The organism is Mesorhizobium sp. B2-5-7 (genome assembly GCF_006440875.1).
In the GTDB taxonomy this organism is placed as follows: Bacteria; Pseudomonadota; Alphaproteobacteria; order Rhizobiales; family Rhizobiaceae; genus Mesorhizobium; species Mesorhizobium australicum.
Genome location: NZ_VFUO01000006.1, coordinates 312,819 through 335,803 on the forward strand (window position 1 = coordinate 312,819; position 22,985 = coordinate 335,803).

At 62.9% G+C, this 22,985-nt stretch carries 22 protein-coding genes; 5 read left to right on the forward strand and 17 right to left on the reverse strand.

Annotation, left to right across the window (positions count from 1 at the left end; translation table 11 throughout):
* Window positions 1–69 precede the first annotated feature (69 nt).
* The 14 genes from FJ543_RS25420 to FJ543_RS25490 form a co-directional block, all read right to left on the reverse strand.
* Window positions 70–693 (reverse strand): sarcosine oxidase subunit gamma family protein, encoded by a 624-nt coding sequence (locus FJ543_RS25420; RefSeq protein ID WP_140878185.1) that lies wholly within the window; start codon window positions 691–693, stop codon window positions 70–72.
* A complete protein-coding gene (locus tag FJ543_RS25425) occupies window positions 686–3,664 on the reverse strand; it encodes a sarcosine oxidase subunit alpha (RefSeq protein ID WP_181174083.1) in 2,979 nt (992 codons plus the stop codon). The genes FJ543_RS25420 and FJ543_RS25425 overlap by 8 nt, the downstream gene beginning before the upstream one ends.
* A 241-nt stretch (window positions 3,665–3,905) precedes the next feature.
* Window positions 3,906–4,181 (reverse strand): sarcosine oxidase subunit delta, encoded by a 276-nt coding sequence (locus FJ543_RS25435; RefSeq protein WP_015318917.1) that lies wholly within the window; start codon window positions 4,179–4,181, stop codon window positions 3,906–3,908.
* A gap of 15 nt (window positions 4,182–4,196) precedes the next feature.
* The gene (locus FJ543_RS25440; protein ID WP_140878044.1) at window positions 4,197–5,450 is read right to left on the reverse strand and encodes a sarcosine oxidase subunit beta family protein; all 1,254 of its coding nucleotides are present in this window, start codon (window positions 5,448–5,450) and stop codon (window positions 4,197–4,199) included.
* Between the two features lie 92 nt (window positions 5,451–5,542).
* Window positions 5,543–6,850 (reverse strand): type III glutamate--ammonia ligase, encoded by a 1,308-nt coding sequence (gene glnT / locus FJ543_RS25445; RefSeq protein ID WP_140878046.1) that lies wholly within the window; start codon window positions 6,848–6,850, stop codon window positions 5,543–5,545.
* 63 nt (window positions 6,851–6,913) lie between these two features.
* Window positions 6,914–8,242 (reverse strand): FMN-binding glutamate synthase family protein, encoded by a 1,329-nt coding sequence (locus FJ543_RS25450; protein ID WP_015318914.1) that lies wholly within the window; start codon window positions 8,240–8,242, stop codon window positions 6,914–6,916.
* 6 nt (window positions 8,243–8,248) lie between these two features.
* Window positions 8,249–8,971 carry a GXGXG domain-containing protein gene (locus FJ543_RS25455; RefSeq protein WP_140878048.1) on the reverse strand — a complete coding sequence of 241 codons (723 nt, stop codon included), beginning with the start codon at window positions 8,969–8,971 and terminating at the stop codon, window positions 8,249–8,251.
* 4 nt (window positions 8,972–8,975) lie between these two features.
* Window positions 8,976–9,872 (reverse strand): glutamine amidotransferase family protein, encoded by an 897-nt coding sequence (locus tag FJ543_RS25460; RefSeq protein WP_015318912.1) that lies wholly within the window; start codon window positions 9,870–9,872, stop codon window positions 8,976–8,978.
* An 83-nt stretch (window positions 9,873–9,955) separates the two neighbouring features.
* Window positions 9,956–10,285 carry a hypothetical protein gene (locus FJ543_RS25465; RefSeq protein ID WP_140878050.1) on the reverse strand — a complete coding sequence of 110 codons (330 nt, stop codon included), beginning with the start codon at window positions 10,283–10,285 and terminating at the stop codon, window positions 9,956–9,958.
* Window positions 10,282–10,971, reverse strand: a complete 690-nt coding sequence (locus tag FJ543_RS25470) for a hypothetical protein (RefSeq protein WP_181174084.1) — start codon at window positions 10,969–10,971, stop codon at window positions 10,282–10,284. The genes FJ543_RS25465 and FJ543_RS25470 overlap by 4 nt, the downstream gene beginning before the upstream one ends.
* A gap of 45 nt (window positions 10,972–11,016) precedes the next feature.
* Complete coding sequence (locus FJ543_RS25475; protein WP_140507951.1) at window positions 11,017–12,423, reverse strand: APC family permease; 1,407 nt, start codon at window positions 12,421–12,423, stop codon at window positions 11,017–11,019.
* Window positions 12,424–12,437: 14 nt separating this feature from the next.
* On the reverse strand, window positions 12,438–12,599 hold the full coding sequence (locus FJ543_RS25480; RefSeq protein WP_015318908.1) for a hypothetical protein: 162 nt from the start codon (window positions 12,597–12,599) through the stop codon (window positions 12,438–12,440).
* Between the two features lie 32 nt (window positions 12,600–12,631).
* Window positions 12,632–13,009: a hypothetical protein gene (locus FJ543_RS25485; RefSeq protein WP_015318907.1), complete on the reverse strand. Its 378-nt coding sequence runs from the start codon at window positions 13,007–13,009 to the stop codon at window positions 12,632–12,634.
* A gap of 11 nt (window positions 13,010–13,020) precedes the next feature.
* A complete protein-coding gene (locus FJ543_RS25490; RefSeq protein WP_140617370.1) occupies window positions 13,021–13,308 on the reverse strand; it encodes a hypothetical protein in 288 nt (95 codons plus the stop codon).
* Between the two features lie 286 nt (window positions 13,309–13,594).
* Here FJ543_RS25490 and FJ543_RS25495 point away from each other — a divergent pair, with 286 nt between their 5' ends.
* The 4 genes from FJ543_RS25495 to FJ543_RS25510 are packed head-to-tail and all read left to right on the forward strand — an operon-like array spanning window position 13,595 to window position 17,378.
* Entirely contained in the window at window positions 13,595–14,728 is a 1,134-nt protein-coding gene (locus FJ543_RS25495; RefSeq protein WP_140878052.1) for an aminomethyltransferase family protein, read from the forward strand.
* Between the two features lie 41 nt (window positions 14,729–14,769).
* Complete coding sequence (locus tag FJ543_RS25500; protein WP_140724662.1) at window positions 14,770–15,366, forward strand: dimethylamine monooxygenase subunit DmmA family protein; 597 nt, start codon at window positions 14,770–14,772, stop codon at window positions 15,364–15,366.
* Complete coding sequence (locus tag FJ543_RS25505; RefSeq protein WP_140617367.1) at window positions 15,363–16,328, forward strand: PDR/VanB family oxidoreductase; 966 nt, start codon at window positions 15,363–15,365, stop codon at window positions 16,326–16,328. Before FJ543_RS25500 ends, FJ543_RS25505 begins: the two co-directional genes overlap by 4 nt.
* A 9-nt stretch (window positions 16,329–16,337) precedes the next feature.
* Window positions 16,338–17,378, forward strand: a complete 1,041-nt coding sequence (locus tag FJ543_RS25510) for a DUF3445 domain-containing protein (protein WP_140715112.1) — start codon at window positions 16,338–16,340, stop codon at window positions 17,376–17,378.
* A gap of 160 nt (window positions 17,379–17,538) precedes the next feature.
* Here the strand turns inward: FJ543_RS25510 and FJ543_RS25515 are convergent, their stop codons facing one another.
* Complete coding sequence (locus FJ543_RS25515) at window positions 17,539–18,255, reverse strand: XRE family transcriptional regulator (protein WP_140878054.1); 717 nt, start codon at window positions 18,253–18,255, stop codon at window positions 17,539–17,541.
* Window positions 18,256–18,512: 257 nt separating this feature from the next.
* Between FJ543_RS25515 and FJ543_RS25520 the strand changes: the two genes are divergently transcribed.
* A complete protein-coding gene (locus FJ543_RS25520; RefSeq protein WP_140661467.1) occupies window positions 18,513–19,871 on the forward strand; it encodes an NAD(P)/FAD-dependent oxidoreductase in 1,359 nt (452 codons plus the stop codon).
* Window positions 19,872–19,881: 10 nt separating this feature from the next.
* Here FJ543_RS25520 and FJ543_RS25525 read toward each other — a convergent pair whose 3' ends face one another.
* Both FJ543_RS25525 and FJ543_RS25530 read right to left on the reverse strand, forming a co-directional pair.
* Complete coding sequence (locus FJ543_RS25525) at window positions 19,882–21,861, reverse strand: ABC transporter permease subunit (protein WP_140878056.1); 1,980 nt, start codon at window positions 21,859–21,861, stop codon at window positions 19,882–19,884.
* The gene (locus tag FJ543_RS25530; RefSeq protein ID WP_140878058.1) at window positions 21,858–22,925 is read right to left on the reverse strand and encodes a glycine betaine/L-proline ABC transporter ATP-binding protein; all 1,068 of its coding nucleotides are present in this window, start codon (window positions 22,923–22,925) and stop codon (window positions 21,858–21,860) included. The genes FJ543_RS25525 and FJ543_RS25530 overlap by 4 nt, the downstream gene beginning before the upstream one ends.
* Window positions 22,926–22,985 lie beyond the last annotated feature (60 nt).

Sequence of the window (22,985 nt, forward strand, 5' to 3'; positions counted from 1 at the left end):
CGTGAAATTATTTTAGCAGCAAGAATAGCAGCGGAGCGGAGTTTGGCAAGGCGGGGAAGAAGCGCAGTGCTACGCCAAGTCCTCCGAATGCCCGATCTCGACACCATACTCGGCAGCCGAGTCCAGCATAGTGTGCCACAGGCTTTCGGCGAAGGTCGAAAACACCAGAACGGTGAAAACAGCCTGTCCGTCCGGCGCATCATTGCCACGCCACAGCGTGACGCTGGTGTGATCCATCGAGGTGGTTGCCGCGGCTCCGACCGGGAACGCCGCCGAATACAGGTCGATCGACGACAGTTTGGCGAGCAGGGCGCGCGCCTTGTTGCCGGAAATGCTGATCAACACCCGCGCATGTGACTGGTCCGAGAGCGAAGCCGAGGTCGCGAAAACCGGGGCCAGCGACTCCACCGTGTGTCTGCCTTTCGACAGCACGAAGAACTGATCCGGTCCCGACCAGATGAGCGTGGCTTCGGCTGCTGCGGCCGTCTTCGGTGTTTCCGGCGCCGTCACGCCGAAATGCGCGTTCGCGGCGCTCGCCATCTCGGCCGTCTTGCCGCGCCGCGCCATCACCTGAACAAGGTCGAAATTGCGGATCTCGCTCAGGGTCACGCCGGCGTCGCCTCGCGCGCCGTGTGGACCGGCGACGAGTGCGCGGTGGAGAGGGCTGCGGGTTTCCCAGGAAAACTCAGCCACGCTGGCGCCCTCCATCCGGGTCATAGAAGACAGGGTTGCACAGTTCCAAATCGTAATCCTCGCCGCGTAGCGGATCGTGCGCATGCACGATCTCGCCGAACCGCTCGCGGCCGCGCTCGACAAGTGCAAGCCCGATCCATTGGTCTGATGTCGGCGAAAAGCAAACCGAGGTGACGTAGCCCTGGTCGTTGTCGGGCCCGGGTGTCTGCCCCTTCGGAATGATGTGCGCGCCGGAACGCAGGCGCCGGGCCTTGTCGGTCGGCTTGATGCCGACGACGACCTGCCGATCCGCTGCGATCAGCGCTTCGCGTCCGGCCATGACGCGGCCGATGAAATCCTTCTTGGTGGACATCATCTTGCCGAGGCCAAGATCGGCCGCGGTGGTCGTGCCGCTGAGTTCCGGACCCGCGACGTGACCCTTTTCGATGCGCATGACGCCGAGTGCCTCGGTGCCGTAAGGCGTCACGCCGAACGGCTTGCCCGCAATCATCAGATTGCGCGCCATCGCCTCGCCGTAGTGCGCCGGCACCGAAATCTCGAACGCCATTTCGCCTGAGAACGAGATGCGGAACAGCCGCGCCCTGACGCCGCCGCGCAACGCGACTTCGCGCGCGCCCATGAAGGGGAATCCTTCGTTGGAAAGGTCTTCCGAGGGATCGACGATCTCTTTCAACAGGTCGCGGGTTTTGGGTCCGGCAATGGAAAATTGCGCCCACTGGTCGGAGACCGAGGTTAACTGCACATCGAGTTCCGGAAACAGCACCTGCCGGCAGAATTCGAGATGCTGCATCACCAGCCCGGCCTTGGCCGTGGTGGTGGTGAGGAAATAGTGGTCCTCGGCCAGCCGCGACGTGGTGCCGTCATCATAGACGATGCCGTCCTCGCGCAGCATCAGCCCGTAGCGCGCTTTTCCCACCGCAAGAGCGGAGAAGGTGTTGATGTAGACGCGGTCGAGGAAGGCGCCGGCGTCCGCGCCATGCACGTCGATCTTGCCCAGCGTCGAGACATCGCAGAAGCCGACGCCTGAGCGCACCGCCTTGACCTCGCGGGTCACCGATTCCAGCCAGTCCTTCTCGCCAGCGCGGGGATACCATTGCGCGCGCTTCCACAGGCCGGTGTCGACGAAGATCGCGCCCTGTTCGGCGGCCCAGTGATGCGACGGCGTCAGCCGCGTGGCGTGAAAATTCTCGTCGCGATGATGGCCGGCGAAGGCGCCGATGGCGACCGGCACATAGGGAGGCCGGTAGATTGTCGTGCCGGTCTCGGGAATGGATTTACCTGTGACCGCCGCCATGATGGCGAGGCCGGCGACGTTCGAGGTCTTGCCCTGGTCGGTCGCCATGCCGAGCGTGGTGTAGCGCTTCAGGTGCTCGACCGATTCGAACCCTTCGCGCTGCGCCAGCTCGATATCCGATGCGGTGACATCATGCTGCTGGTCGACGAAAGCCTTGCCTTTGCCGGCAACGTGCCAAAGCGGCGCCAGTGAAAAGGCTTCGTCGTCGGCCACCGGCGTGGAGCCTGAGCCATTGCCGTGTCCGGCATCACGTGCCGCAGCCGCGCCCGCCGCAAATCCTTCGCGCAAGCAGGCGCCAAGCCCGAAGGCGCCGTTGGCGGCACCAGCCGCGACCATTCCCGGAGGCGCGCCGTCGGGCACGAAGGCGGCGATATCGTCGCGCCATTTCGGCCGGCCGCGATGATAGGAGGTGAGCCCGACCGCCGGGTTCCAGCCGCCGGAAACGGCAAGCCCGTCGGCTTCCACTTCGGCACGCGCGCCGCCGGTGAGTGAGACGGAAATCTTGCGCACGCCATTCTTGCCGCCATCGATGCCGCTGACGGAGCCATGCAGAACCGCAAAGCCGCCCTTGCTGGCAAGCGAGCGGTGCTCGGAAGAGATTTCGGCGCGCGCGTCGATCACGGCGGCGACCTGCAGTCCCGCCCCGAGCGCTGCCTCGACGGTGCGCCAGCCGTCCTCGTTGTTGGTGAACAGCGCGATGCGTCTGGCCGGTGCCGCGGCATAACGTGCGATATAACTGCGCATGGCGGACGCCATCATCACGCCCGGCATGTCGTTGCCGGCAAAGACGATTGGCCGTTCGAGCGCGCCTGCCGCGACGACGCAGCGCTTGGCCACGATCCGCCATAGCCGCTGGCGCACCTGGTGCTCCGGCGGCGAGGGCAGATGGTCGCTGACACGCTCGATCGCGCCATAGGTGCCGCCATCATAGACGCCGAACAGCGTCGTGCGCGTCATGATGCGGACATCAGGCATGGCGGCAAGCTCACTGAGCGTGCGCGCGATCCATTCGTCGGCAGGCATGCCGTCGATCATGCCGCCATCGGCAAGCAGGCGCCCGCCGGGAACAAAGTCCTCTTCGCACAGGATGACGCGGGCGCCGCTGCGGCCTGCTGCGAGGGCGGCTGCGAGGCCCGTCGGGCCGGACCCGGCGATCAGCACGTCGCAATGCGCCCAGGCCTTGTCGTAATGATCCGGGTCGGCAATGCCGGCTGCACGGCCGAGACCCGCGGCGCGGCGGATCGCCGGCTCATAGATCGCTTCCCAGAACTTCGCCGGCCACATGAAGGTCTTGTAGTAGAAGCCGGCGACGAAGATCGGCGCGAACAGCTGGTTGACCGACATCACGTCGAAGGCGAGCGACGGCCAGCGGTTCTGGCTGGCGGCGTCGAGCCCTTCATAGAGCTCCGCTGTCGTCGCCTTGGTGTTCGGCTCGCGCCGTGCACCGCTGCGCAGCTCCACCAGCGCGTTAGGTTCTTCCGATCCCGCGGTCAGGATGCCGCGCGGGCGATGGTACTTGAACGAGCGGCCAACCAGCTTGACGCCGTTGGCAACCAGTGCCGAGGCAAGCGTGTCGCCTTTGAAACCGGAGAAGCTCTTGCCGTCGAACCTGAAATTCAGCGGCGCCGAACGGTCGACGAGACCGCCGGATGTGAGACGATGGGGTTGAGAGGTCACGATGTCCAGCCTCTCGTCGATTCGATGTCATGGCGGAGGGCAGCACTGCCCCTCATCGCCCTGCCGGGCACTTCTCCCCGTATAGTGACGGGGAGAAGGGGGCTGGCCGCTAAGTTGGCTTCCTTCTTGCAGCGCTGGCGATCGGCGAAAGCGGGGACGGCAGCACCCCTCTCCCCGTCCCTATACGGGGAGAGGATGCCGGCAGGCAGGTGAGGGGCGGCGCCGAGTTGGCAGGAAATATTCATTTCGCAACCTGCCTCGCCCCGGCACCCGCTGCCGGTTCAACCGCCGAAATCTCGTGCGTCACCGTGTTGCGGGTGACCTTCAGCCAGGCCCGGCAGCCGCCGCCATGATACCAGTTCTCATCCATCACGCCGGCGATGTTGTCGCGCAGATAGACGTAATCGTAGACCTCATCTTCCGACGCTCCAGGCGCCGGCCGCACCGGCTTGGCGTCGCCGAGATAGGTGAACTCGCCGAGCTCGCGTTCACCGCAGAAGGGACAGACAATACGCATGTTTTTCGACTGTCCTCAGTGCAGGTTCGGTTGGGCGCCCTGGCCCTTTTCGTCGATGACAGCACCAGACCGGAACCGGTCGAGCCGGAAGCGGGCGGCCTCGGCGTGCGATTCGTCGCGAGCAAGCAGATGGGCGAAGACGAAGCCTGAGCCGGGTGTCGCCTTGAAGCCGCCATAACACCAGCCGGCATTGAGGTAGAGCCCGTCGACCGGTGTCTTGTCGATGATCGGCGAGCCGTCCATCGACATATCCATGATGCCGCCCCATTGGCGCAGCAGGCGGACGCGGCCTATCATCGGCATCAGCGCCATGCCGCCCTCGCAGACATCTTCCATGACAGGCATGTTGCCGCGCTGGGCATAGGAATTGTAACCGTCGATGTCGCCGCCGAAGACCAGCCCGCCCTTGTCGGACTGGCTGACATAGAAATGGCCGGCGCCAAACGTCATGACGCCGGGAATGAGCGGCTTGATCGCCTCCGAGACGAAGGCCTGCAGCACATGGCTTTCGATCGGCAGCCGCAGGCCAGCCATCGCCGCGACGCGCGATGAGGACCCGGCTACCGCCATGCCGACCTTGCCGGCGCCGATCCTGCCGCGCGAGGTCTCGACGCCAGTCACCTTGCCGTTGGCGTCCCTGACAAAGCCCGTGACTTCGCAATTCTGGATGATGTCGACGCCGAGTTCGCTGGCAGCGTGGGCGTAGCCCCAGACCACCGCGTCGTGCCGCGCCGTGCCGCCGCGTCGCTGTAGCAGCCCGCCCTGCACGGGAAAGCGCGCATTGTCGAAGTTCAGGAACGGGATCATCTTCTTGACCGCCACCAGGTCGAGCAGTTCGGCGTCGATGCCGTTGATGCGCATGGTGTTGCCGCGCCGTGCATAGGCGTCGCGCTGCGCGTCGGAATGGTAGAGGTTGATGACGCCGCGCTGGCTGACCATCGCGTTGTAGTTGAGGTCCTGCTCCATCCGTTCCCAAAGCTTCATCGACAATTCGTAGAAGCCGGTATTGCCGGGCAGGCCGTAGTTGGAGCGGATAATGGTGGTGTTGCGGCCGGCATTGCCGGAGCCGATCCAGCCTTTTTCCAGCACCGCGACATTTTTGATGCCGAACTCGCTGGCCAGGAACCAGGCGGTGGCCAGCCCATGGCCGCCGCCGCCGATGATCACCACGTCGTAGCGGTCCTTCGGCGCGGCGTCGCGCCAGGTGCGTTGCCAGTTTTTGTGGCCGGAAAGAGCGGCGCGGGCGAGCGAGAAGATCGAGTATTTCATACGTTCATTCCGAGGTCGCCCGCCCCACACAGGAACTTTCTTGACGCATCGCCTTTGCCGAAAACCGTGTCACACTTTTTCGGTCCGATGCTCTAGATGTCCAGCGTGTGGTCGCGCTCCCATTGCGTGAAGTGCGAAGCATAGGAATTCCATTCCTGGTGCTTCAGCTTTAGATATGCCGACGAGAATTCCTCACCCAGCGCCGCCTTGAGCGATTTGTCCTTGTCGAACTCGCGCAACGCATCGAGCAGGTTGAGCGGCAGCTTAGGCGCGCCCTTCACCGTGTGGCCATGCTGGTACATGTCGATATCGTAGCGCTTGCCCGGATCGGCCTTCGAGCGGATGCCGTCGAGGCCGGCGGCGATGATGACCGCCTGCAGGAGATAAGGGTTGGCAGCGCCATCGGGCAGGCGCAATTCGAAGCGGCCGGGGCCGGGCACGCGCACCATGTGGGTGCGGTTGTTGCCGGTCCAGGTCACCGTGTTCGGCGCCCAGGTCGCGCCCGAAATGGTGCGCGGCGCGTTGATGCGCTTATAGGAATTGACCGTCGGGTTGGTGATCGCGGCGAGCGCCGAAGCGTGCTTCATGATGCCGCCAAGGAAGTTCTTGCCCTTGGCGGAAAGACCGAGCTCCATCGAATTGTCGGCGAAGACATTGGTCTTGCCCGATCTGTCCCAGACAGAGATGTGGGCATGGCAGCCATTGCCGGTCAGGCCCTGGAACGGTTTGGGCATGAAGGTGGCGCGCAGCCCATGTTTTTCCGCGATCGACTTGACCATGAACTTGAAGAAGGAATGCTTGTCGGCGGTCGGCAGCGCATCGTCGAACGCCCAGTTCATCTCGAATTGGCCGTTAGCGTCCTCGTGGTCGTTCTGGTAAGCGCCCCAGCCGAGCGCCAGCATGTGGTCGCAGATCTCGGCGATGACATCGTAACGGCGCATCACCGCTTGCTGGTCGTAGCAAGGCTTCGATGCCGTGTCGTACTCATCGGAGATCGTCTTGCCGTCCGGCGAGATCAGGAAGAACTCGGCCTCGACGCCGGTCTTGACGTGCATACCGTCGGCGGCTGCCTCGGCGATCAGCCGCTTCAGTGTATTGCGCGGCGCCTGGTCGACGTCCTTGTCGTCCATGATGCAGTTGGCGGCGACCCAGGCGACTTCCGGTTTCCATGGCAACTGGATGACCGAGTCCGGATCCGGCACCGCCAGCATGTCGGGATGCGCCGGCGTGAGGTCGAGCCAGGTGGCGAACCCGGCAAAGCCGGCACCGTCCTTCTGCATGTCGGCGATGGCTTGCGCCGGTACCAGCTTGGCACGCTGGCCACTGAACAGGTCAGTGTAGGAAATCATGAAATATTTGACGTTTTTCGCCCTTGCGAACTCTGCAAGATCAACTGTCACTGAAGTTCCCCATTTCTTATCGATTGTCGGCCCTAGAGCATATGGCCTTCGGCCCTTTGTTGATCAGAAGCCGTTCTTCCCCGGTATCCAGTTGGTGCCGGCCAGCGGCACGCCGGCCATGGCGGCAGCCTCGATCGTCAATGCGACGAGGTCCTCGGGTTCGAGATTGTGCAGGCTGTTCTTGCCGCAGGCGCGGGCGATGGTCTGCGCCTCCAGCGTCATCACCTTCAAATAGTTCGCCAACCGGCGCCCGGCGGCCACGGGGTCGACCCGCTTCATCAGTTCGGGGTCCTGCGTGGTGATGCCGGCAGGGTCCTTGCCCTCATGCCAGTCGTCATAGGCGCCCGATGTGGTGCCGAGTTCGTTGTACTCCGCCTCCCAGCGGGGATCGTTGTCACCGAGCGCCACGAGTGCCGCGGTGCCGATCGACACGGCGTCGACGCCGAGCGCCAGCGCCTTGGCCACATCGGCGCCGTTGCGGATGCCGCCTGAGACGATGAGCTGCACCTTGCGGTGCATGCCGAGATCCTGCAGCGCCTGCACCGCCGGCCTGATGCAGGCGAGCGTCGGCTGGCCGACATTCTCGATAAACACTTCCTGCGTCGCCGCCGTTCCGCCCTGCATGCCGTCGACCACGACAACGTCGGCGCCGGCCTTCACCGCAAGCGCTGTATCGTAGTAGGGCCGGGCGCCGCCGACCTTGACGTAGATCGGTTTTTCCCAGTCGGTGATTTCGCGCAGTTCGAGGATCTTGATCTCGAGATCGTCCGGTCCGGTCCAGTCGGGGTGGCGCGAGGCCGAGCGCTGGTCGATGCCTTTGGGCAGCGTGCGCATTTCGGCGACACGGTCCGAAATCTTCTGGCCGAGCAGCATGCCGCCACCGCCGGGCTTGGCACCCTGGCCGACGACCACTTCGATCGCATCGGCGCGACGCAGGTCGCGCAGGTTCATGCCGTAGCGCGAGGGCAGGTACTGATAGACCAGTTGCTTGGAATGGCCGCGCTCTTCCTCTGTCATGCCGCCATCGCCGGTCGTGGTCGAGGTGCCCGACAGCGTCGCGCCGCGCCCGAGCGCTTCCTTGGCGGGACCGGACAGCGAGCCGAAGCTCATGCCGGCAATGGTGATCGGGATCTTCAGTTCGATAGGCTTCTTGGCGTGGCGCGAACCGAGCACCACGGATGTGTCGCAGCGCTCGCGGTAGCCTTCCAGCGGATAGCGCGAGATCGAGGCGCCGAGGAACAGAAGGTCATCGAAATGCGGCAGCTTGCGCTTGGCGCCGGCACCTCTGATATCGTAGATGCCGGTCGCCGCGGCGCGGCGGATTTCGGAGAGCGTGTAGTCGTCGAAGGTCGCGGATTTGCGCGGCGTCGTCGGCGGGTTGCGATAAGTCATGCTGCCTCAATACGCGTCGGCGTTGTCGATATTGAAATTGTAGAGCGTGCGCGCCGAGCCGTAGCGCTTGAACTCCGACGGCTTGACGCCGGTCACGCCGGCGCGGTCGAGCAGACCCTGCAGCAGTTCAAGATGCTCGGGCCGCATCTCCTTGGCGATACAATCCGCACCGAGACTGTCGACCTTGCCGCGCACGAAGAGCCGCGCCTCGTAGATGGAATCGCCCAGTGCATCGCCGGCATCGCCCAGAACAACGAGGTTGCCGGACTGCGCCATGAAGGCCGACATATGGCCGATATTGCCATACACGACGATGTCGATGCCTTTCATCGAGATGCCGCAGCGCGACGAGGCATTGCCTTCGATGACCAGCAGCCCGCCCTTGCCGGTGGCGCCGGCATACTGGCTGGCATCGCCCTTGATGACGATCGAACCCGACATCATGTTCTCGCCAACGCCGGGGCCGGCCGAGCCGTGCACGGTGATGGCGCTGCCGGAGTTCATGCCGCCGCAGTAATAGCCGACGCTGCCGCGCACATCGATGCTGACAGGATGGTCGACACCGACGGCGACCGAATGGCTCCCTTTCGGGTTGAGCACTTCCCACGCCGTCTCGTTCGAACCCGGAGCCAGATTGTGGAGCGCTTGATTGAGTTCGCGCAGCGATAGGACGTCGAGGTCGAACACGCGCGCATGGCTGTCGCGCGTTGCCTTGGAGGTTGCCGGCATGAACTCAATGCTCCCAGAAATAAACGGTTGCGGGCTCGGGTTCCCAGACCCTCGCATTGTCTATGCCCGGCAGTTTGGTCAGCGCGCGATATTCCGAGCCGAAGGCGACATACTGGTCGGTCTCGGCCATCACGGCGGGCTTGCAGGCGATCGGATCGCGCACCACGCCAAAACCATTCTTGGTGCCGACGACGAAGGTGAAGAAGCCGTCGAGGTCGGACAGCGTGCCTTCCAGCGCCTCGCCGAGATTCTTGCCATGCGCCATTTGCGAGGAAAGGTAGGCGGCCGCCACTTCGGTATCGTTCTCAGTCTCGAATTTCATGCCTTCGCGGATCAATTCGCGACGAACATTGTTGTGGTTCGACAATGAACCATTGTGCACAAGGCACTGGTCGGCACCGGTCGAGAAAGGATGCGCACCCATCGTCGTCACTGCCGATTCCGTCGCCATGCGGGTATGACCGATGCCATGCGTGCCGGTCATCTTGCGCACGTCGAAGCGATCGACGACGGCTTCGGGCAGGCCGACTTCCTTGTAGATTTCCACCGCTTCGCCGGCGCCCATGATCCGGATGTCGGGCCTGAGCGACTGGAGGGCTTCACGCGCCGCGTCGACCTTGTCCGGCGTGGTCCTGACCACCGCGTGGGTCGATTTCACCGCAATGCTCACCGGCGCTCCGACGGCCTTCGCGAGTTCGGCGTCCAGGCCGCGGAAATCGCGTTCCGGCTTCGGCGACTGGATGGTGATCTTGGCCTCGTTGCCGGATGTCGCGCCATAGATGGCGATGCCGGCACTGTCAGGGCCGCGATCGCTGAGCGATACCAGCATCTCCGACAGCATCGCGCCGAGCTTCGGCTCCAGCGCCTTGTCCTTCAGGAAAAGTCCAACGATTCCGCACATGTCAGCCTCCCGACGTTTGTGACTAAGATGATGTACCGAATGAAATCCTCTAATTCAATGGCATGAAAGAAATTTTCCTCTGGTTACGTATGCGGCTCAATGCCGCTCTGCGTACCGCTTCCTTCCGGCCGGGCATTATGAGCCCATTTGGCGGTACGGATGCGGGCGATCTTGTAGGCGTCGAGGATCGACAGCGCGTAGATCAGGAAGCCGCCGGCGTGACGGCCGACGAAGCTGGCGTCCGGCGGCGAAATCCTGGCGGTAACCCAGGCCAGGACGACCATGAAGAAAAGAAACTGCAGTCCGCGCACCGGGATGCCCAGAATGACATGGCCGCTTGCCGGCAGCACGATTGCGGCGCCCAGGACGAGATAAGGACTCACTGGCGCCGGCGAAGTGTCTGAAGTGCTCATGCGGCCTGCCGTTCGCTTCGGTTGATGGCGTCGCGCAGATCCGAGAGTGATACGAGCAACCGCTCGATCAGCGCAGAATCGATCCGTGTGTCACCGAACGCGGCTTGCCGGAAGACACCGTAGCGTGCCCGCTCGGCCTCGGCCAGCAGCCACACGATGCGCACTCCGTTCGGCGTGATCAGCAGCTCCTTGGCGCGGCCTTCTGAAAACGGTTCTATATGGCCGGCGATGATGCTCTGCGGGAACCGCGTGCCCCTGCGGTCTGTCCGCAGCACCGCCTCGGCCGGAAAACCGGGCGCCTTCGGCAGCGTATGCTGGAAATGGTCGAAATTGGAGAACGTCGTCGGCGAGCCCGGCCGCATCATCATATCGAAAATGGCAGTTACCGAGACCTTCTCGGTGATCGAAACGCTGAGCCAGCGGGCCGGCAGTTTCCGTGTCGCCAGCGTGTCGACAATAGTGCGCACCTGCACGCGTTGGCCGTTCCATGATCCTTCCCAGGTGATGACGCCGGCGGTGCCGTCCGAGACATTGTCTGCATCCGCGACGACAGCGCGAATGCCCGCCTCGTCGGCGGCGAGCGCTGCCGAGGCCCTGTCGCGGCTGCGGCGCGCCTGCCACGCAAAGTGAAGGACGAGAGCCAGGACAATTGCCCCGGCAAGCAGTGCTGATGTCACGTCTGACATTTTATCGTGCAAGGCCCATCCAAATCCTGGACGGGCCTACTCCCATCAATAGCCCTGCGGTTTCGGCCACGGCATGGTGAACTGGTCCCCACGCCGCACGAATTTGTAGCGATAGAAATGGAACCACAGCGAAATCAGGAAATAGAAGGCGACCATGGCGATCAACTGCGAGCCGAAGCCGAGGAAGATGGCGAAGAAGGTCACCACGCACAGGCAGAACAGGACGATTGCCGGCAGCGGATGGAACGGGTGCGTGTAGCCGCGGCGGATCGAGCCCAGCGGCCACTTCTTCCTGAACATCATGATGTTGATGCTCATGAAGGTGTATTGCAGCACGCCCGACAGGATCGAGAAGGTGATCGCCTGGTTGAGGTCGGCGATGAAGGCGAAGGCCAACGCGATCGGCAGCAGGAACAGGATCGAGCGATAGGGCGTGCGGTATTTCGGATGCACCGCCGAAAACCAGCTCGGCAGATAGCGGTCGCGTCCGAGCGAGAACCAGGCGCGCGCCGCGTCGTTGATGCAACCATTGGCGGAGGCAAGCGCGGCGAGCAGCGTCGCTATGAACAGGAGGTTCTCGAGCAGGGGGCTGCCGGTCAGTTTGCCGGCGTCCCACAGCGGATAATAGGTGATGCCGAGATATTCCCAAGGCATCAGCGAGGCGCAGACATACCAGGTCATGGCGGCGGCGATGAGCAGCGTGATCATGCCGGCCATGGTGCCGTAGGGCAGGGAGCGTGCCGGCGAGCGCACTTCCTCGGCGGCCTGGGTGGTCCCTTCGATGCCGAGATAATACCAGATGCCGAACTGGAAGGCGGCGATGACACCGATCCAGCCATAGGGCAGCGCGTTGCCTGGAGTGACCAGTTCGTTGAGCTTCAGCACCGCGCCTTGCGTCCAGGGGCTGACCGAGAAGAACAGGACGACGATCGAGACATAGGCGATGGCCGTGATGACGAAGTTGACGTTGAGCGTCATCAGTACGCCGCGATAGTTGAGCCAGGCCAGCACCACGATGGTGGCGGCGATGAAGGAATTGTGGGTCAGCCCTTCCACACCCGCCTTGGCGACGATGGTGTCGCCGAGCAGGATGGCATCGGACACTTCCAGCATCGTATAGGCAAAGACCAGGAACAGCGCGACGTTGAACGCCATCAACGGCCCGACAATGTGCTTGGCCTGCGCATACTGGCCGCCGGCGGCGGCCACTGTCGACGTCACCTCGGAATCGATCATGGCCACCGAGGTGTAGAGCAGCCCGACGACCCAGCACACGATCAGGGCAGCCAGCGCGCCGCCCTTGTCGGCCGAGAAATTCCAGCCGGTGAACTCGCCGACCAGAACGATGCCGACGCCGAGCGCCCAGACATGGGCCGGGCCAAGCACCCGAAGCAGCGATACCCGGTCGCCGTGAATTGTGGTGGTGGTGGTGTTTTCAAGCGCGACCGTCATCGATCAATCCCCACTCAGATCCGGTGTTTTTCGGAAGCGGCTTCAAGCTCGCCTTCACGCGACGAGGTCAAAACGTCCTCGGAGTAGTTCGTATCGACCTTGAACCAGTCGTAGAGCATCCACAGCGCGAGCACGATCGAGATGCCCCAGCATGCGTAAGAGAGTGCCACCCACATGATCGTGTCCCCAAATTCTTCGTCGCCAAACTTTACCTGTCGTCGAACTTCTCGTTGATCACATCGCGATATTCGCGGTCGGATGCCCGGAACAGGAACACGAAATAACCGATCAGGACGGCCGCCATGATGATCAGCGTCGGCCAGTCGATGATGTAGTGGAACCGGTTCTGGATGATGTCGTGCGCGGTCTCGGGCGTATAGCCGAGCTTTTCCCAGATCGACGCCATGGTCGGATTCTGCCCGAGCGCTTCCCAGGTCTTGGCATCGAGCGCGTCGATTGATTTTGCGGCACCGGCAAGACCAAGCTTCAGCGGCAGCCACAGCGCCACGAAGATGGCGACCACGACAACGGCGATGTCGAAGACTTGCCCAGCCTTGCTCTGCTCCGGCGGCGTATAGCGGGACATTGTTTCTCCCCTCAGGACTTGCGGTTGCGGGATGCGTCGGCGTTCTTGATGTCGAGCCCGTAGATGAATTCCTTGTCTTCCTTGTAGTGTTTGACCATCGCCAGGATGGCTGCCGTGTTGAAGATGAGCACGGCGGCGGCGGCAATGGCGACGACGGCCTTGATGCCGCCCTGCGGAATGTATGGCCATGTCATGAAGAGGACGAAGAGGATCGTCGCCCACAGGCAGATGATCAGGAGCGCGGATCCGCGCAAGTCGGAGCGGTACAGCGCCTCGATGCGCTGCTGCAGGTCTGCCATCGGTTTTCCCCTTCTTTGCCGACGCCCGGTTCCGAATCCACCGCCCGCCGCTCTCTTTCAAGAGAGTGAAATTTTTTTCATAAATTCAGGCCGAATTTCGCAATTGTCAAGACGAATTTACGCTGAGTTAACCGCTCAGTTCGGACGAGCGATTTTGCCTGACAATGAAATTATTTGCTTGCAGGGGATTGCGGGCCTCCCACGTTTGCGATCAATATTCGACCAAGCTCCCGGCCTTGCGCACGGGAGCAGGGAACAGCAGCATTTTCGAATGGAGGACGAGCGGATGACGGCATCCTGGAGATTTTCGACCTTGGCGGATCGCCATCGTGCGCTGGGTTCGAAACTCGAAGACTGGAGCGGCATGGGCACCGCCTGGACCTACGACAAGGATGCCGACGAGGAATATATCGCCATCCGCACCAAGGCCGGCCTTATGGATGTTTCCGGCCTGAAGAAGGTGCACATCACAGGGCCGCACGCCTCGCATCTGATCGACCTCGCCACCACGCGTGACGTCGAAAAGATCTATCCCGGCAAGTCGGCCTATGCCTGCATGCTGAACGAGGCGGGAAAATTCACCGACGACTGCATCCTCTACCGCACGGGACCGAATTCCTGGATGGTGGTGCACGGCTCGGGCACCGGCCATGAGGAACTGCAGCGGGCGGCGACGGGACGGGACGTGTCGCTGCGCTTCGACGACAATCTGCACGATTTGTCGCTGCAGGGGCCAACAGCGATCGACTATCTGGCCAAGCACGTGCCCGGCATCCGCGACCTTAACTACTTCCATCACATGCAGACGCAGCTGTTCGGCTTCCCCGTCATGATCTCGCGCACCGGCTACACCGGCGAACGCGGCTACGAGATCTTCTGCCGTGGCCAGGACGCCGGCACGATCTGGGACAGGATTCTCGACGAGGGCAAGAACGCCGGCATCATTCCCTGCCGCTTCACCACGCTCGACATGCTGCGCGTCGAAAGCTACCTGCTGTTCTACCCCTACGACAATTCCCAAAAGTATCCGTTCGAGAATGAAGGCCCCGGCGATACGCTTTGGGAGCTCGGCCTCGACTTCACCGTCAGCCCCGGCAAGACCGGCTTTCGCGGCGCCGAGGAGCACTATCGCCTGAAGGGCAAGGAGCGCTTCAAGATCTATGGCGTCCTGCTCGACGGCAAGGAGCCGGCGGACGAGGGCGCTCCGGTCTATCGCGACGGCAAAAAGGTCGGCGTTGTCACCTGCGCCATGTATTCGCCGCTGGTCGAAAAATCGATGGGCATTGCCCGGCTCGACGTCGACTGCGCGGTCAAGGACACCACGCTCGAGATCCGCAACAAGAGCGGATCGATCAAGGCGACGGCGCAGCCCTTGCCGTTCGACGATCCCAAGAAGACCAAGCGCACGGCGAAAGGCTGAGGCATAATCGACAGCGAAGGTTTTCGAGGCACAAAGAGAGAATGGCAGCCAAGACCATCATCAGCCGGCCCATTTACGGAACCCTGTCTCCGCAGCCTGGCAGGCATCATCTGTTCATCGCCGACGCCGAAGGCGCGCTGGCGATTACCGATATGGCCCGAACCGCGCCACCTGGCTTTTTCGATTGTGCCGAGATCGTCTTCATTCCCGGTCCTGACGGGAAATACAGTGCCGCTCTCGAAGCACTGAAGCCAGCCCAGCTTCATGTGGCCCCGTCCTTCGCCAGTCTGCTGCCGCGTCTGAAGCAGACGCTTGATAACGCGCATATGGGGCTGCGCCTCTATCTCGCCGGCACCGAAGGGCTGATCGGGCAGGCCATGCAGGTGGCGCTCGAAGCCGGCATCGACCACACCTCCATGCAGACCGAGCATCGCGGCTCGCTGGCACGGCGCATGCAGTGCGTGCACTGCAAGGGCATCACCGAGAATGTGACGACGCAGCCGGCGACCTGCTCGCATTGTGGCCTGCTGCTTCTCGTGCGCGATCACTATTCAAGACGCCTTGCCGCGTTCCAGGGCGTCTGCATCAATGCCGAGGATCGCAGTGAAATTCCTCCGATGGAGGAGATATTTCGATGAGCACCGGCACCACCAAGCTCGACGTCGTCGTCAGCGATGTCGTCCCGGTCAATGAGCTGGTCACGCGCTTTCATTTTCGCCGGCGTGATGGCGAGCTGTTGCCGACCTTTTCCGGCGGCGCCCATGTCGTGGTCGAGATGCGCGATGGCCAGCGCACAAGGCTCAATCCCTATTCGCTGATGGGCTCGCCGCTAGACACGCGCGAATACACCATCTCGGTGCGCCGCGACGACGTCGGTCGCGGCGGCTCGCTGTTCATGCACAGGTCGGTCAAGCCGGGTCTAGAGATGGTGATCAGCTATCCGGTCAATCTTTTTTCGCTCGATCTTCGCGCCAAGAAACACCTGATGCTGGCCGGCGGCATCGGCATCACGCCGTTCATGGCCCAGACCGCGCAACTGGCGGGGGAGGGCGGTAATTTCGAACTGCACTACACCTGCCGCACCGCTTCGCTTGGCACTTATGCCGACGTGCTGCGGGAACGCTACGGCCGTCGCGTTCGGCTCTACCATGATGACCTTGAGGAGCGGATCGAACTCGACCGGTTGCTATCCTCGCAGCCGCTCGGGACGCACCTCTATGTCTGCGGCCCGGCCGGCATGATCAACTGGGTACGCGACCGCGCAGCTAACCTCGGCTGGCCGCCGGAGACCGTCCACTACGAGCATTTCGCGGCACCGCAGCCCGGCCTGCCATTCGACGTGACGCTTGCCGTCAGCGGCAAGACCATCCGCGTCGGCGAGCAGCAGAGCCTGCTGGAAGCCATCGAAGCCGCCGGCGTCGATCCGCCCTATCTCTGCCGTGGCGGCGTCTGCGGCCAGTGCGAAACCAACGTCATCTCTTGTGACGGCAAATTCATCCACAACGACCATTGGCTGAGCGAGGAAGAGCACCGTTCGGGCAGGAAGATCATGCCGTGCGTGTCGCGCTTCGAGGGCAGGTCGCTGGTCTTGGAAAGATAGGAGGCGAGAATGGGCATCACCTTTCGCAAGGAAACGTTCCGCGACGACTTCACCTTCAAGAACAGCCCCGAGCACATCAGGCGGTTTCCGTTCCCCTTCCATGAAGACAGCTACATGTACGCGGTCAACATCGAGCCGCATGTCGTCGGGCCCAGGGGCTCGGTGCTCGAAAACCTGATCGACGTCGACGAACACTATGTCGCAGAGATGCAGGACCGCGCCTTGGTGCTCGCCGAGGATCCCCTGCGCTGCCAGTCGCTGCCGCACATGACGCTCGCCGGCTGGGATCTGCTGGAGCTTTTGATGGAGCAGCAGGCGCTGGGCTATCCCGAGCATTTCACGCTGACGCGCGACGGCGACCGCTGGCGCTGGATCAACCGGCCGCTCGGCATCGATGATACTTTCACCTTCGGCGACACCTCGACTTTGCCTTATGGGCCGATGGAATACATCACCCGCCAGAGCCAGGGCGATTTCTGCATCCTCGACCAGCGCGACGGCAATCTATGGATGGACGCCGGCATGGTCACCACCCAGGCCGACTGGTCGCTCGATTTCGACATCGGCATGAATTTCTTCGAATGGCACGCGCCTGTGCCGCTGGCGCATGAGAAGGGTATTTTCACGCGCGCGCTGAAGTTCCTCACCAACATCCAGCAGGGCAAGCCGGCACGGCGCCTGAACTGGACGATGACCATCAATCCGCGGCTGGACACCAGCCCGGAGAATTATCACAAGTGGGGTCCGGACCGCGCGACGGTGACGTCGGAGAATGTCGGCGACAAGGTGCATCTGCGGGTCGAACTCCAGAGTTTCTGGCGGCTGCCGCGCTCCAATGGCATCGTCTTTCCGATCCGCTGCTACCTGATCAAGATGGACGAACTGGTGACGCAGCCGAAATGGGCACGGCGCCTGCACCGCGTCATCCGCGACTTACCCGAGGAACTCGCCAGCTACAAAGGCCTCACGCGCTTTCGCCCGACACTGGTCGAGTGGTTGTCGAAGCTGGACGATGGCAGCCCGACGAGCCCGGGGTTCGGGCCGGATTGAAAGCCCCCCTCGTCCGGCCGCTTCGCGGTCACCTTCTCCCGAGGGGAAGAGATGACCGACGCCGGCGTCAGGCTCCTCTCCCTTCGGGGAGAGGCCGGATTGCCCGAATTGCCCTTTCGCAATTCGGTTGGCAATCCGGGTGAGCGTTGCGGCGGCCCGCCTACCCAGCACTGCCCTGCGGGTAGCAGATAATCGACAAATACCGCATCGGCAGTTTCGTCAGTTGCTCCGGTCCGTGCGGCGCGTCGGCGTCGAAGAACAGGCTGTCGCCGGGCTTCATCGGGTAGAGGTTGCTGCCATGCCGGTAAACGACCTCGCCCTCGAGCATGTAGAGAAACTCCATGCCTTCGTGCTGGAAGGTCGGGAACACGTCGGAATCCTCGGTCAGCGTGATCAGATAGGGCTCGACGACGACGCCGCTGGTGGTCGAACCGATATGGCCAAGCAGATTGTACTGGTGGCCGGCGCGCGTGCCGCGGCGCTCGACGTCGAGGCCCTGGCCGGCCTTGACGAAGACGGCGCTGCGTTCTTCCTCGAAGCGGCGGAAGAAGGCGGTGACGGGAACGCCGAGCGCCCGCGACAGTGCCTGCAAGGTGGTCAGCGACGGCGAGGTGATGCCGTTCTCGATCTTCGACAACATGCCCAGTGAAATATCGGTGGCGACCGCGAGATCCGCCACGGTGATGCCGAGCTTCTTGCGGAAGGCCCGCACCTCGCGGCCGATCGCGACCTCCAGCACTTTTTCGCGAGTATCGCGAATAGCGTGCGGGTTTTGTGTCAGCGGCGCGCGTATGGTCCTGCCGTCCGCCGACACTTTCGGCGACGGCTTTGGCTTTGCGCTCGCGGGAGCCTTGGAATCCGAATTAGCCTTTGCCATGTCGCCCCCAATCGTCAGGATTTATTTCACTCAAGGTGAACATGTCAGGTGCCGATACAGGAGCGCAACCGCAACGGCAAGCCATCTTATGTTGCGCGCGGCAGTGCGACCATCACGGCGCCCGCGGGTTTTCCGCCAGGAATCCACTGCGCGCAAACGCCGTTCCAGCAGATGTCTGTTGACAGCACCAAGAGGCCAATTACTGTCACTGCCAGTGAAATTTGTTTCGCTGGGGAAATCAAAAAAGGAGGCCCGGAATGAACACTCGCGTTGCCGTCATCGGAGCCGGACCGTCCGGTCTGGCCCAACTCAGGGCTTTCAAGTCGGCGGCCGACAAGGGCGCCGAGATTCCCGAGATCGTCTGCTTCGAAAAGCAGTCCGACTGGGGTGGCCTGTGGAACTACACCTGGCGTACCGGCCTCGACGAACATGGCGATCCCGTGCACGGCTCGATGTACCGCTATCTCTGGTCGAACGGGCCGAAGGAATGCCTGGAATTCGCCGACTACACATTCGAAGAGCATTTCGGCCGGCCGATCGGCTCCTACCCGCCACGTGCGGTGTTGTGGGACTACATCAAGGGCCGCGTCGAGAAGTCGGGCCTACGCAAATGGGTGCGCTTCAACAGCCCGGTGCGTATGGTCACCTTCTCGGACGAGACGAAGAAATTCACCGTCACCGCGCATGACCGCACCAACGACGTGACCTATTCGGAAGAGTTCGACAATGTCGTCGTCGCCTCCGGGCATTTTTCTGTGCCCAACGTGCCCTATTTCGAGGGCTTCTCGACCTTCAACGGCCGCATCCTGCACAGCCACGATTTCCGCGACGCGATGGAGTTCAGGGGTAAGGACATCCTGATCATCGGCCGCTCCTATTCGGCCGAGGACATCGGTTCGCAGTGCTACAAATATGGCGCCAAGTCGATCACCTCCAGCTATCGTTCCAAACCGATGGGCTTCAAATGGCCCGAGAATTGGAAGGAAGTGCCGCTGCTGCAAAAGGTCGTCGGCAAGACGGCGCATTTCAAGGACGGCACGACCAAGGATGTCGACGCCATCATCCTGTGCACCGGCTATCTCCATTCCTTCCCGTTCCTGACTGACGATCTCAAGCTCAAGACCGCCAACCGCATGTGGCCGTTGGACCTCTACGAGGGCGTTGTCTGGGAGAAGAACCCGAAGCTGTCCTATATCGGCATGCAGGACCAATTCTACACCTTCAACATGTTCGACGCGCAGGCCTGGTTCGCGCGCGACGTCATCATGGGCCGCATCAAGCTGCCGTCGGCCGAGGCGATGGCAGCGCATGGCGCCAAATGGCGCGCCCGCGAGGAGACGCTGGAGGACGCCGAGCAGATGATCTGGTTCCAGGGCGACTACACCAAGGAATTGATGGACCAGACCGACTATCCCGGCTTCGACGTCGAGGCGGTCAACCAGACCTTCATGGAGTGGGAGCACCACAAGGCCGAAGACATTATGAGCTTCCGCGATCATTCCTATCGCTCGCTGATGACCGGCACCATGGCGCCGCTGCATCACACGCCCTGGCTGCAGGCACTGGACGATTCAATGGAAAGCTATCTCGAGGTGAAAGGGGTGGCGGCCGAGTAGGCCGCCGCCGCTATCCCAGCCTTGCCCGCGCCTTGGCCGTCCAGGCATTGAACAGCCGGTCGGCGACGATGCCGATGAAGGCGATGGCGAGGCCGGCGACGATGCCGCGGCCGGAATCGGCTTTCGATAGCGCGATGAACACTTCCTGGCCGAGATCGCGCGTGCCGACCATGGCGCAGATGATGATCATTGCCAACGCCATCAGGATGGTCTGGTTGACGCCGAGCATGATCTCTGGCAGCGCCAGCGGCAATTGCACGCGAAAAAAGGTCTGGCGCGGGGTGCAGCCCGACACTTTCGCTGCCTCGATCAGTGCCGGCGGCACCTGCCTTATGCCGTGATTGGTGTAGCGGATCGCCGGCACCACGGCGAAGGCTATCGTTGCAATCATCGCCGTCACGTCGCCAACCCTGAACAGCATCACGACCGGGATGATGAAACAGAAGGACGGCAGCACCTGCAGGGTGTCGATGACGGGTGTGACGATCTTTTCGAAACGGTCGCTACGGGCAGCCATCAGGCCGATGGGAATGCCGATCAGGCAGGCGATGAAGGCGGAGATGCCGCAGAGATAGACCGTCGCCATGGTCTTTTCCCACAGGCCGGTGACCGCGCAGAAAGCGGTCAGCATTGCCACCAGGACGGCCAGCCGCGGGCCGGAAAGCTGGTAGCCGGCAAGGCCGAGCAGGAACACCGCGCCCAGCCAGGGGAAGCCTTCGCAGAAGGCGCGCAGCGGATTGAGCACATTGAGGATCAGCGCCACGCGGAAGGCTTCGATGAGATCGAAGAAGTTGATCGTCACCCAGTTCACCGCCGCTTTCCACAGTGGCGCGGTGGTGAAGGTGATCGCCTTGGGCACGGCCGCGAAGGCGGGTACGAACAGGCCGAGCAGAGTGGTGACGGCAAGAATCGCAATGGCGAGCGTCAGATTGGGGTAGCGGCGCCAGAACCCCGGGTTCGCGGACTGGTGGACATTGCCCTTCGCCTGCTTATGGGCGATGGCCTGGCTCAGCCGGTCGAGCGCGATGGCCAGCGCGACGATGGCAAGCCCGGCTTCCATCGCCTCGCCGACCTTGAGCGCACGTAGCGCCAAAAGCACATCGTAGCCTAGGCCGCCGGCGCCGATCATCGAAGCGATGATCACCATGTTGAGTGCGAGCATGATCACCTGGTTGACGCCGACCATCAGTGTCGGCCGCGCCGACGGCAGCAGCACGCGCCACAATTTCTGCCGCGCCGTGCAGCCTGCCATCTCGCTGAAATCGTCGATCTCGGACGGCACCCGGGACAGACCCAGCATCGTTGCTCGCACCATCGGCGGCGTGGCGAAGATGGCGGTGGCGATCATCGCCGAGACCGGGCTGTTGCCGAACAGCAGCAGCATCGGGATGAGATAGGCGAAGGTCGGGATCGTCTGCATCAGGTCAAGTGCTGGGGAGACCACAAGCCGCTCGGCCCACGGGGTGCGCCAGGCCCAGATGCCGGCGAATAGCCCGGTGAGAATACAGAACGGCACCGCGATCGAGATCAGCGCCAGGGTCAGCATGGCACTGGTCCATTGGCCGAACAGCGCGATGTAGAGGAAACATCCGCCAACCAGCAGGCTGAGCTTCCTGCCTCCCGCCGCATGGCCGGCGAGGAAGGCGACGGCGCAGACGCCAACCCAGGACAAACGCGGCAGCACGAAAGCGTCGGCGCCATGGCCGAACTTGAAATTCTTGGCCAAGAGATTGAGCGCGAAGTCGAGCGGCACGCCGAGCACCGCGGTGACCGAGCGCGTCAGCCAGGACAGGTTCGACTTGATCCAGCCCATCAGCGCGCTGACCCAGTCGGCGACGGGGACGACCCCCTCGACCGGGTAGTTGACGGCCCATGGCAGCCTGTCCTGCAGCAGGAACATCACCAGCACGGCGGCAAGCGCCAGCACCCAGATCACCAGCCACCGTTGGATCGGCGGCCTTGTCCGGCTGGCGTTTGCCGTTACCGTCATGCGCCGGCTCGCTCGATGCCGGCCAGAAGATCGATCACCGCTTGCGGCGTCACTTCGCCGATCGGGATGCCGGTGCCGTTGATCACGGCGAAGGGTTTGCCGGCGGCAACGATGCTGGCCGAAAAACTCGATATCTTGGCCTCGGGCGCCACCGTGCCGCCGTGCTCGGCGCCATCGCAGCTACGCATCAGGCTGCGCGCCGAGATCACCTTGGCGCGGTCGACGTCGCGGGTGAACTCGGCGACATAGTCGGTCGCCGGATTGACCACCAGTTCCTCCGGCGTGCCGATCTGGATGACTTGGCCGTCCTTCATGATAGCGATGCGGTCGGCCAGCCTGATGGCCTCGTCGAAATCATGGGTGATGAAGACAATGGTCTTGTGCAGCATGGTCTGCAGCCGCATCAGTTCGTCCTGCATCTCGCGGCGGATCAGCGGATCGAGCGCCGAGAACGGCTCGTCGAGAAACCAGATCTCCGGCTTGGTGGCGAGGCTGCGGGCGATGCCGACGCGCTGCTGCTGGCCGCCCGACAGTTCGCGCGGATAGAAATGCTCGCGGCCGCGCAGACCGACGAGTTCGATGACTTCCCGGGCGCGCGCCTCGCGTGTCGGCCGATCCTGTCCCTGGATACTCAGAGGAAAGGCGATGTTGTCGAGCACGTTGAGATGCGGCAACAGCGCGAAATTCTGGAACACCATGCCCATGCGATGGCGCCTGAGCTCGATCAGGGCGACATCGGAAATCTTGAGCAGGTCCTTGCCTTCGAATTCGACCTTGCCATGTGTCGGCTCGACCAGCCGCGACATGCAGCGCACCAGCGTCGACTTGCCGGAGCCGGACAGGCCCATGATGATGAAGATCTCGCCCTGGCGGATTTCGAGGTCGACGGCGCGCACCGCACCCACAAGGCCTGCCGCCGAGACCTCCGCCATGCTGGCCTTGCCGTCACGCTCGCGGATGAAATTGGCGGCATTCGAGCCGAACAGTTTCCAGACGTTGCGGCAAGCAAGTTTTATCGGCCGGGCATCCGTCGCGTCGGATGCCTGTTCAATCGCTTCCGTCATTTAGTCGCCCTTCTGGAACATCAGGAATTGAGGCCCGGCCGGTCAACAGCCGGGCCTCCC

What these genes read in the sequence shown, in the direction of transcription:
- FJ543_RS25435 (WP_015318917.1), bottom strand. Translation starts at nt 4,181, where the DNA reads ATGCGTATTGTCTGTCCCTTCTGCGGTGAACGCGAGCTCGGCGAGTTC.
- FJ543_RS25440 (WP_140878044.1), bottom strand. Translation starts at nt 5,450, where the DNA reads ATGAAATACTCGATCTTCTCGCTCGCCCGCGCCGCTCTTTCCGGCCAC.
- FJ543_RS25450 (WP_015318914.1), bottom strand. Translation starts at nt 8,242, where the DNA reads ATGACTTATCGCAACCCGCCGACGACGCCGCGCAAATCCGCGACCTTC.
- FJ543_RS25455 (WP_140878048.1), bottom strand. Translation starts at nt 8,971, where the DNA reads ATGCCGGCAACCTCCAAGGCAACGCGCGACAGCCATGCGCGCGTGTTC.
- FJ543_RS25460 (WP_015318912.1), bottom strand. Translation starts at nt 9,872, where the DNA reads ATGTGCGGAATCGTTGGACTTTTCCTGAAGGACAAGGCGCTGGAGCCG.
- FJ543_RS25465 (WP_140878050.1), bottom strand. Translation starts at nt 10,285, where the DNA reads ATGAGCACTTCAGACACTTCGCCGGCGCCAGTGAGTCCTTATCTCGTC.
- FJ543_RS25470 (WP_181174084.1), bottom strand. Translation starts at nt 10,971, where the DNA reads ATGTCAGACGTGACATCAGCACTGCTTGCCGGGGCAATTGTCCTGGCT.
- FJ543_RS25475 (WP_140507951.1), bottom strand. Translation starts at nt 12,423, where the DNA reads ATGACGGTCGCGCTTGAAAACACCACCACCACCACAATTCACGGCGAC.
- FJ543_RS25480 (WP_015318908.1), bottom strand. Translation starts at nt 12,599, where the DNA reads ATGTGGGTGGCACTCTCTTACGCATGCTGGGGCATCTCGATCGTGCTC.
- FJ543_RS25485 (WP_015318907.1), bottom strand. Translation starts at nt 13,009, where the DNA reads ATGTCCCGCTATACGCCGCCGGAGCAGAGCAAGGCTGGGCAAGTCTTC.
- FJ543_RS25490 (WP_140617370.1), bottom strand. Translation starts at nt 13,308, where the DNA reads ATGGCAGACCTGCAGCAGCGCATCGAGGCGCTGTACCGCTCCGACTTG.
- FJ543_RS25495 (WP_140878052.1), top strand. Translation starts at nt 13,595, where the DNA reads ATGACGGCATCCTGGAGATTTTCGACCTTGGCGGATCGCCATCGTGCG.
- FJ543_RS25500 (WP_140724662.1), top strand. Translation starts at nt 14,770, where the DNA reads ATGGCAGCCAAGACCATCATCAGCCGGCCCATTTACGGAACCCTGTCT.
- FJ543_RS25505 (WP_140617367.1), top strand. Translation starts at nt 15,363, where the DNA reads ATGAGCACCGGCACCACCAAGCTCGACGTCGTCGTCAGCGATGTCGTC.
- FJ543_RS25510 (WP_140715112.1), top strand. Translation starts at nt 16,338, where the DNA reads ATGGGCATCACCTTTCGCAAGGAAACGTTCCGCGACGACTTCACCTTC.
- FJ543_RS25515 (WP_140878054.1), bottom strand. Translation starts at nt 18,255, where the DNA reads ATGGCAAAGGCTAATTCGGATTCCAAGGCTCCCGCGAGCGCAAAGCCA.
- FJ543_RS25520 (WP_140661467.1), top strand. Translation starts at nt 18,513, where the DNA reads ATGAACACTCGCGTTGCCGTCATCGGAGCCGGACCGTCCGGTCTGGCC.
- FJ543_RS25525 (WP_140878056.1), bottom strand. Translation starts at nt 21,861, where the DNA reads ATGACGGTAACGGCAAACGCCAGCCGGACAAGGCCGCCGATCCAACGG.
- FJ543_RS25530 (WP_140878058.1), bottom strand. Translation starts at nt 22,925, where the DNA reads ATGACGGAAGCGATTGAACAGGCATCCGACGCGACGGATGCCCGGCCG.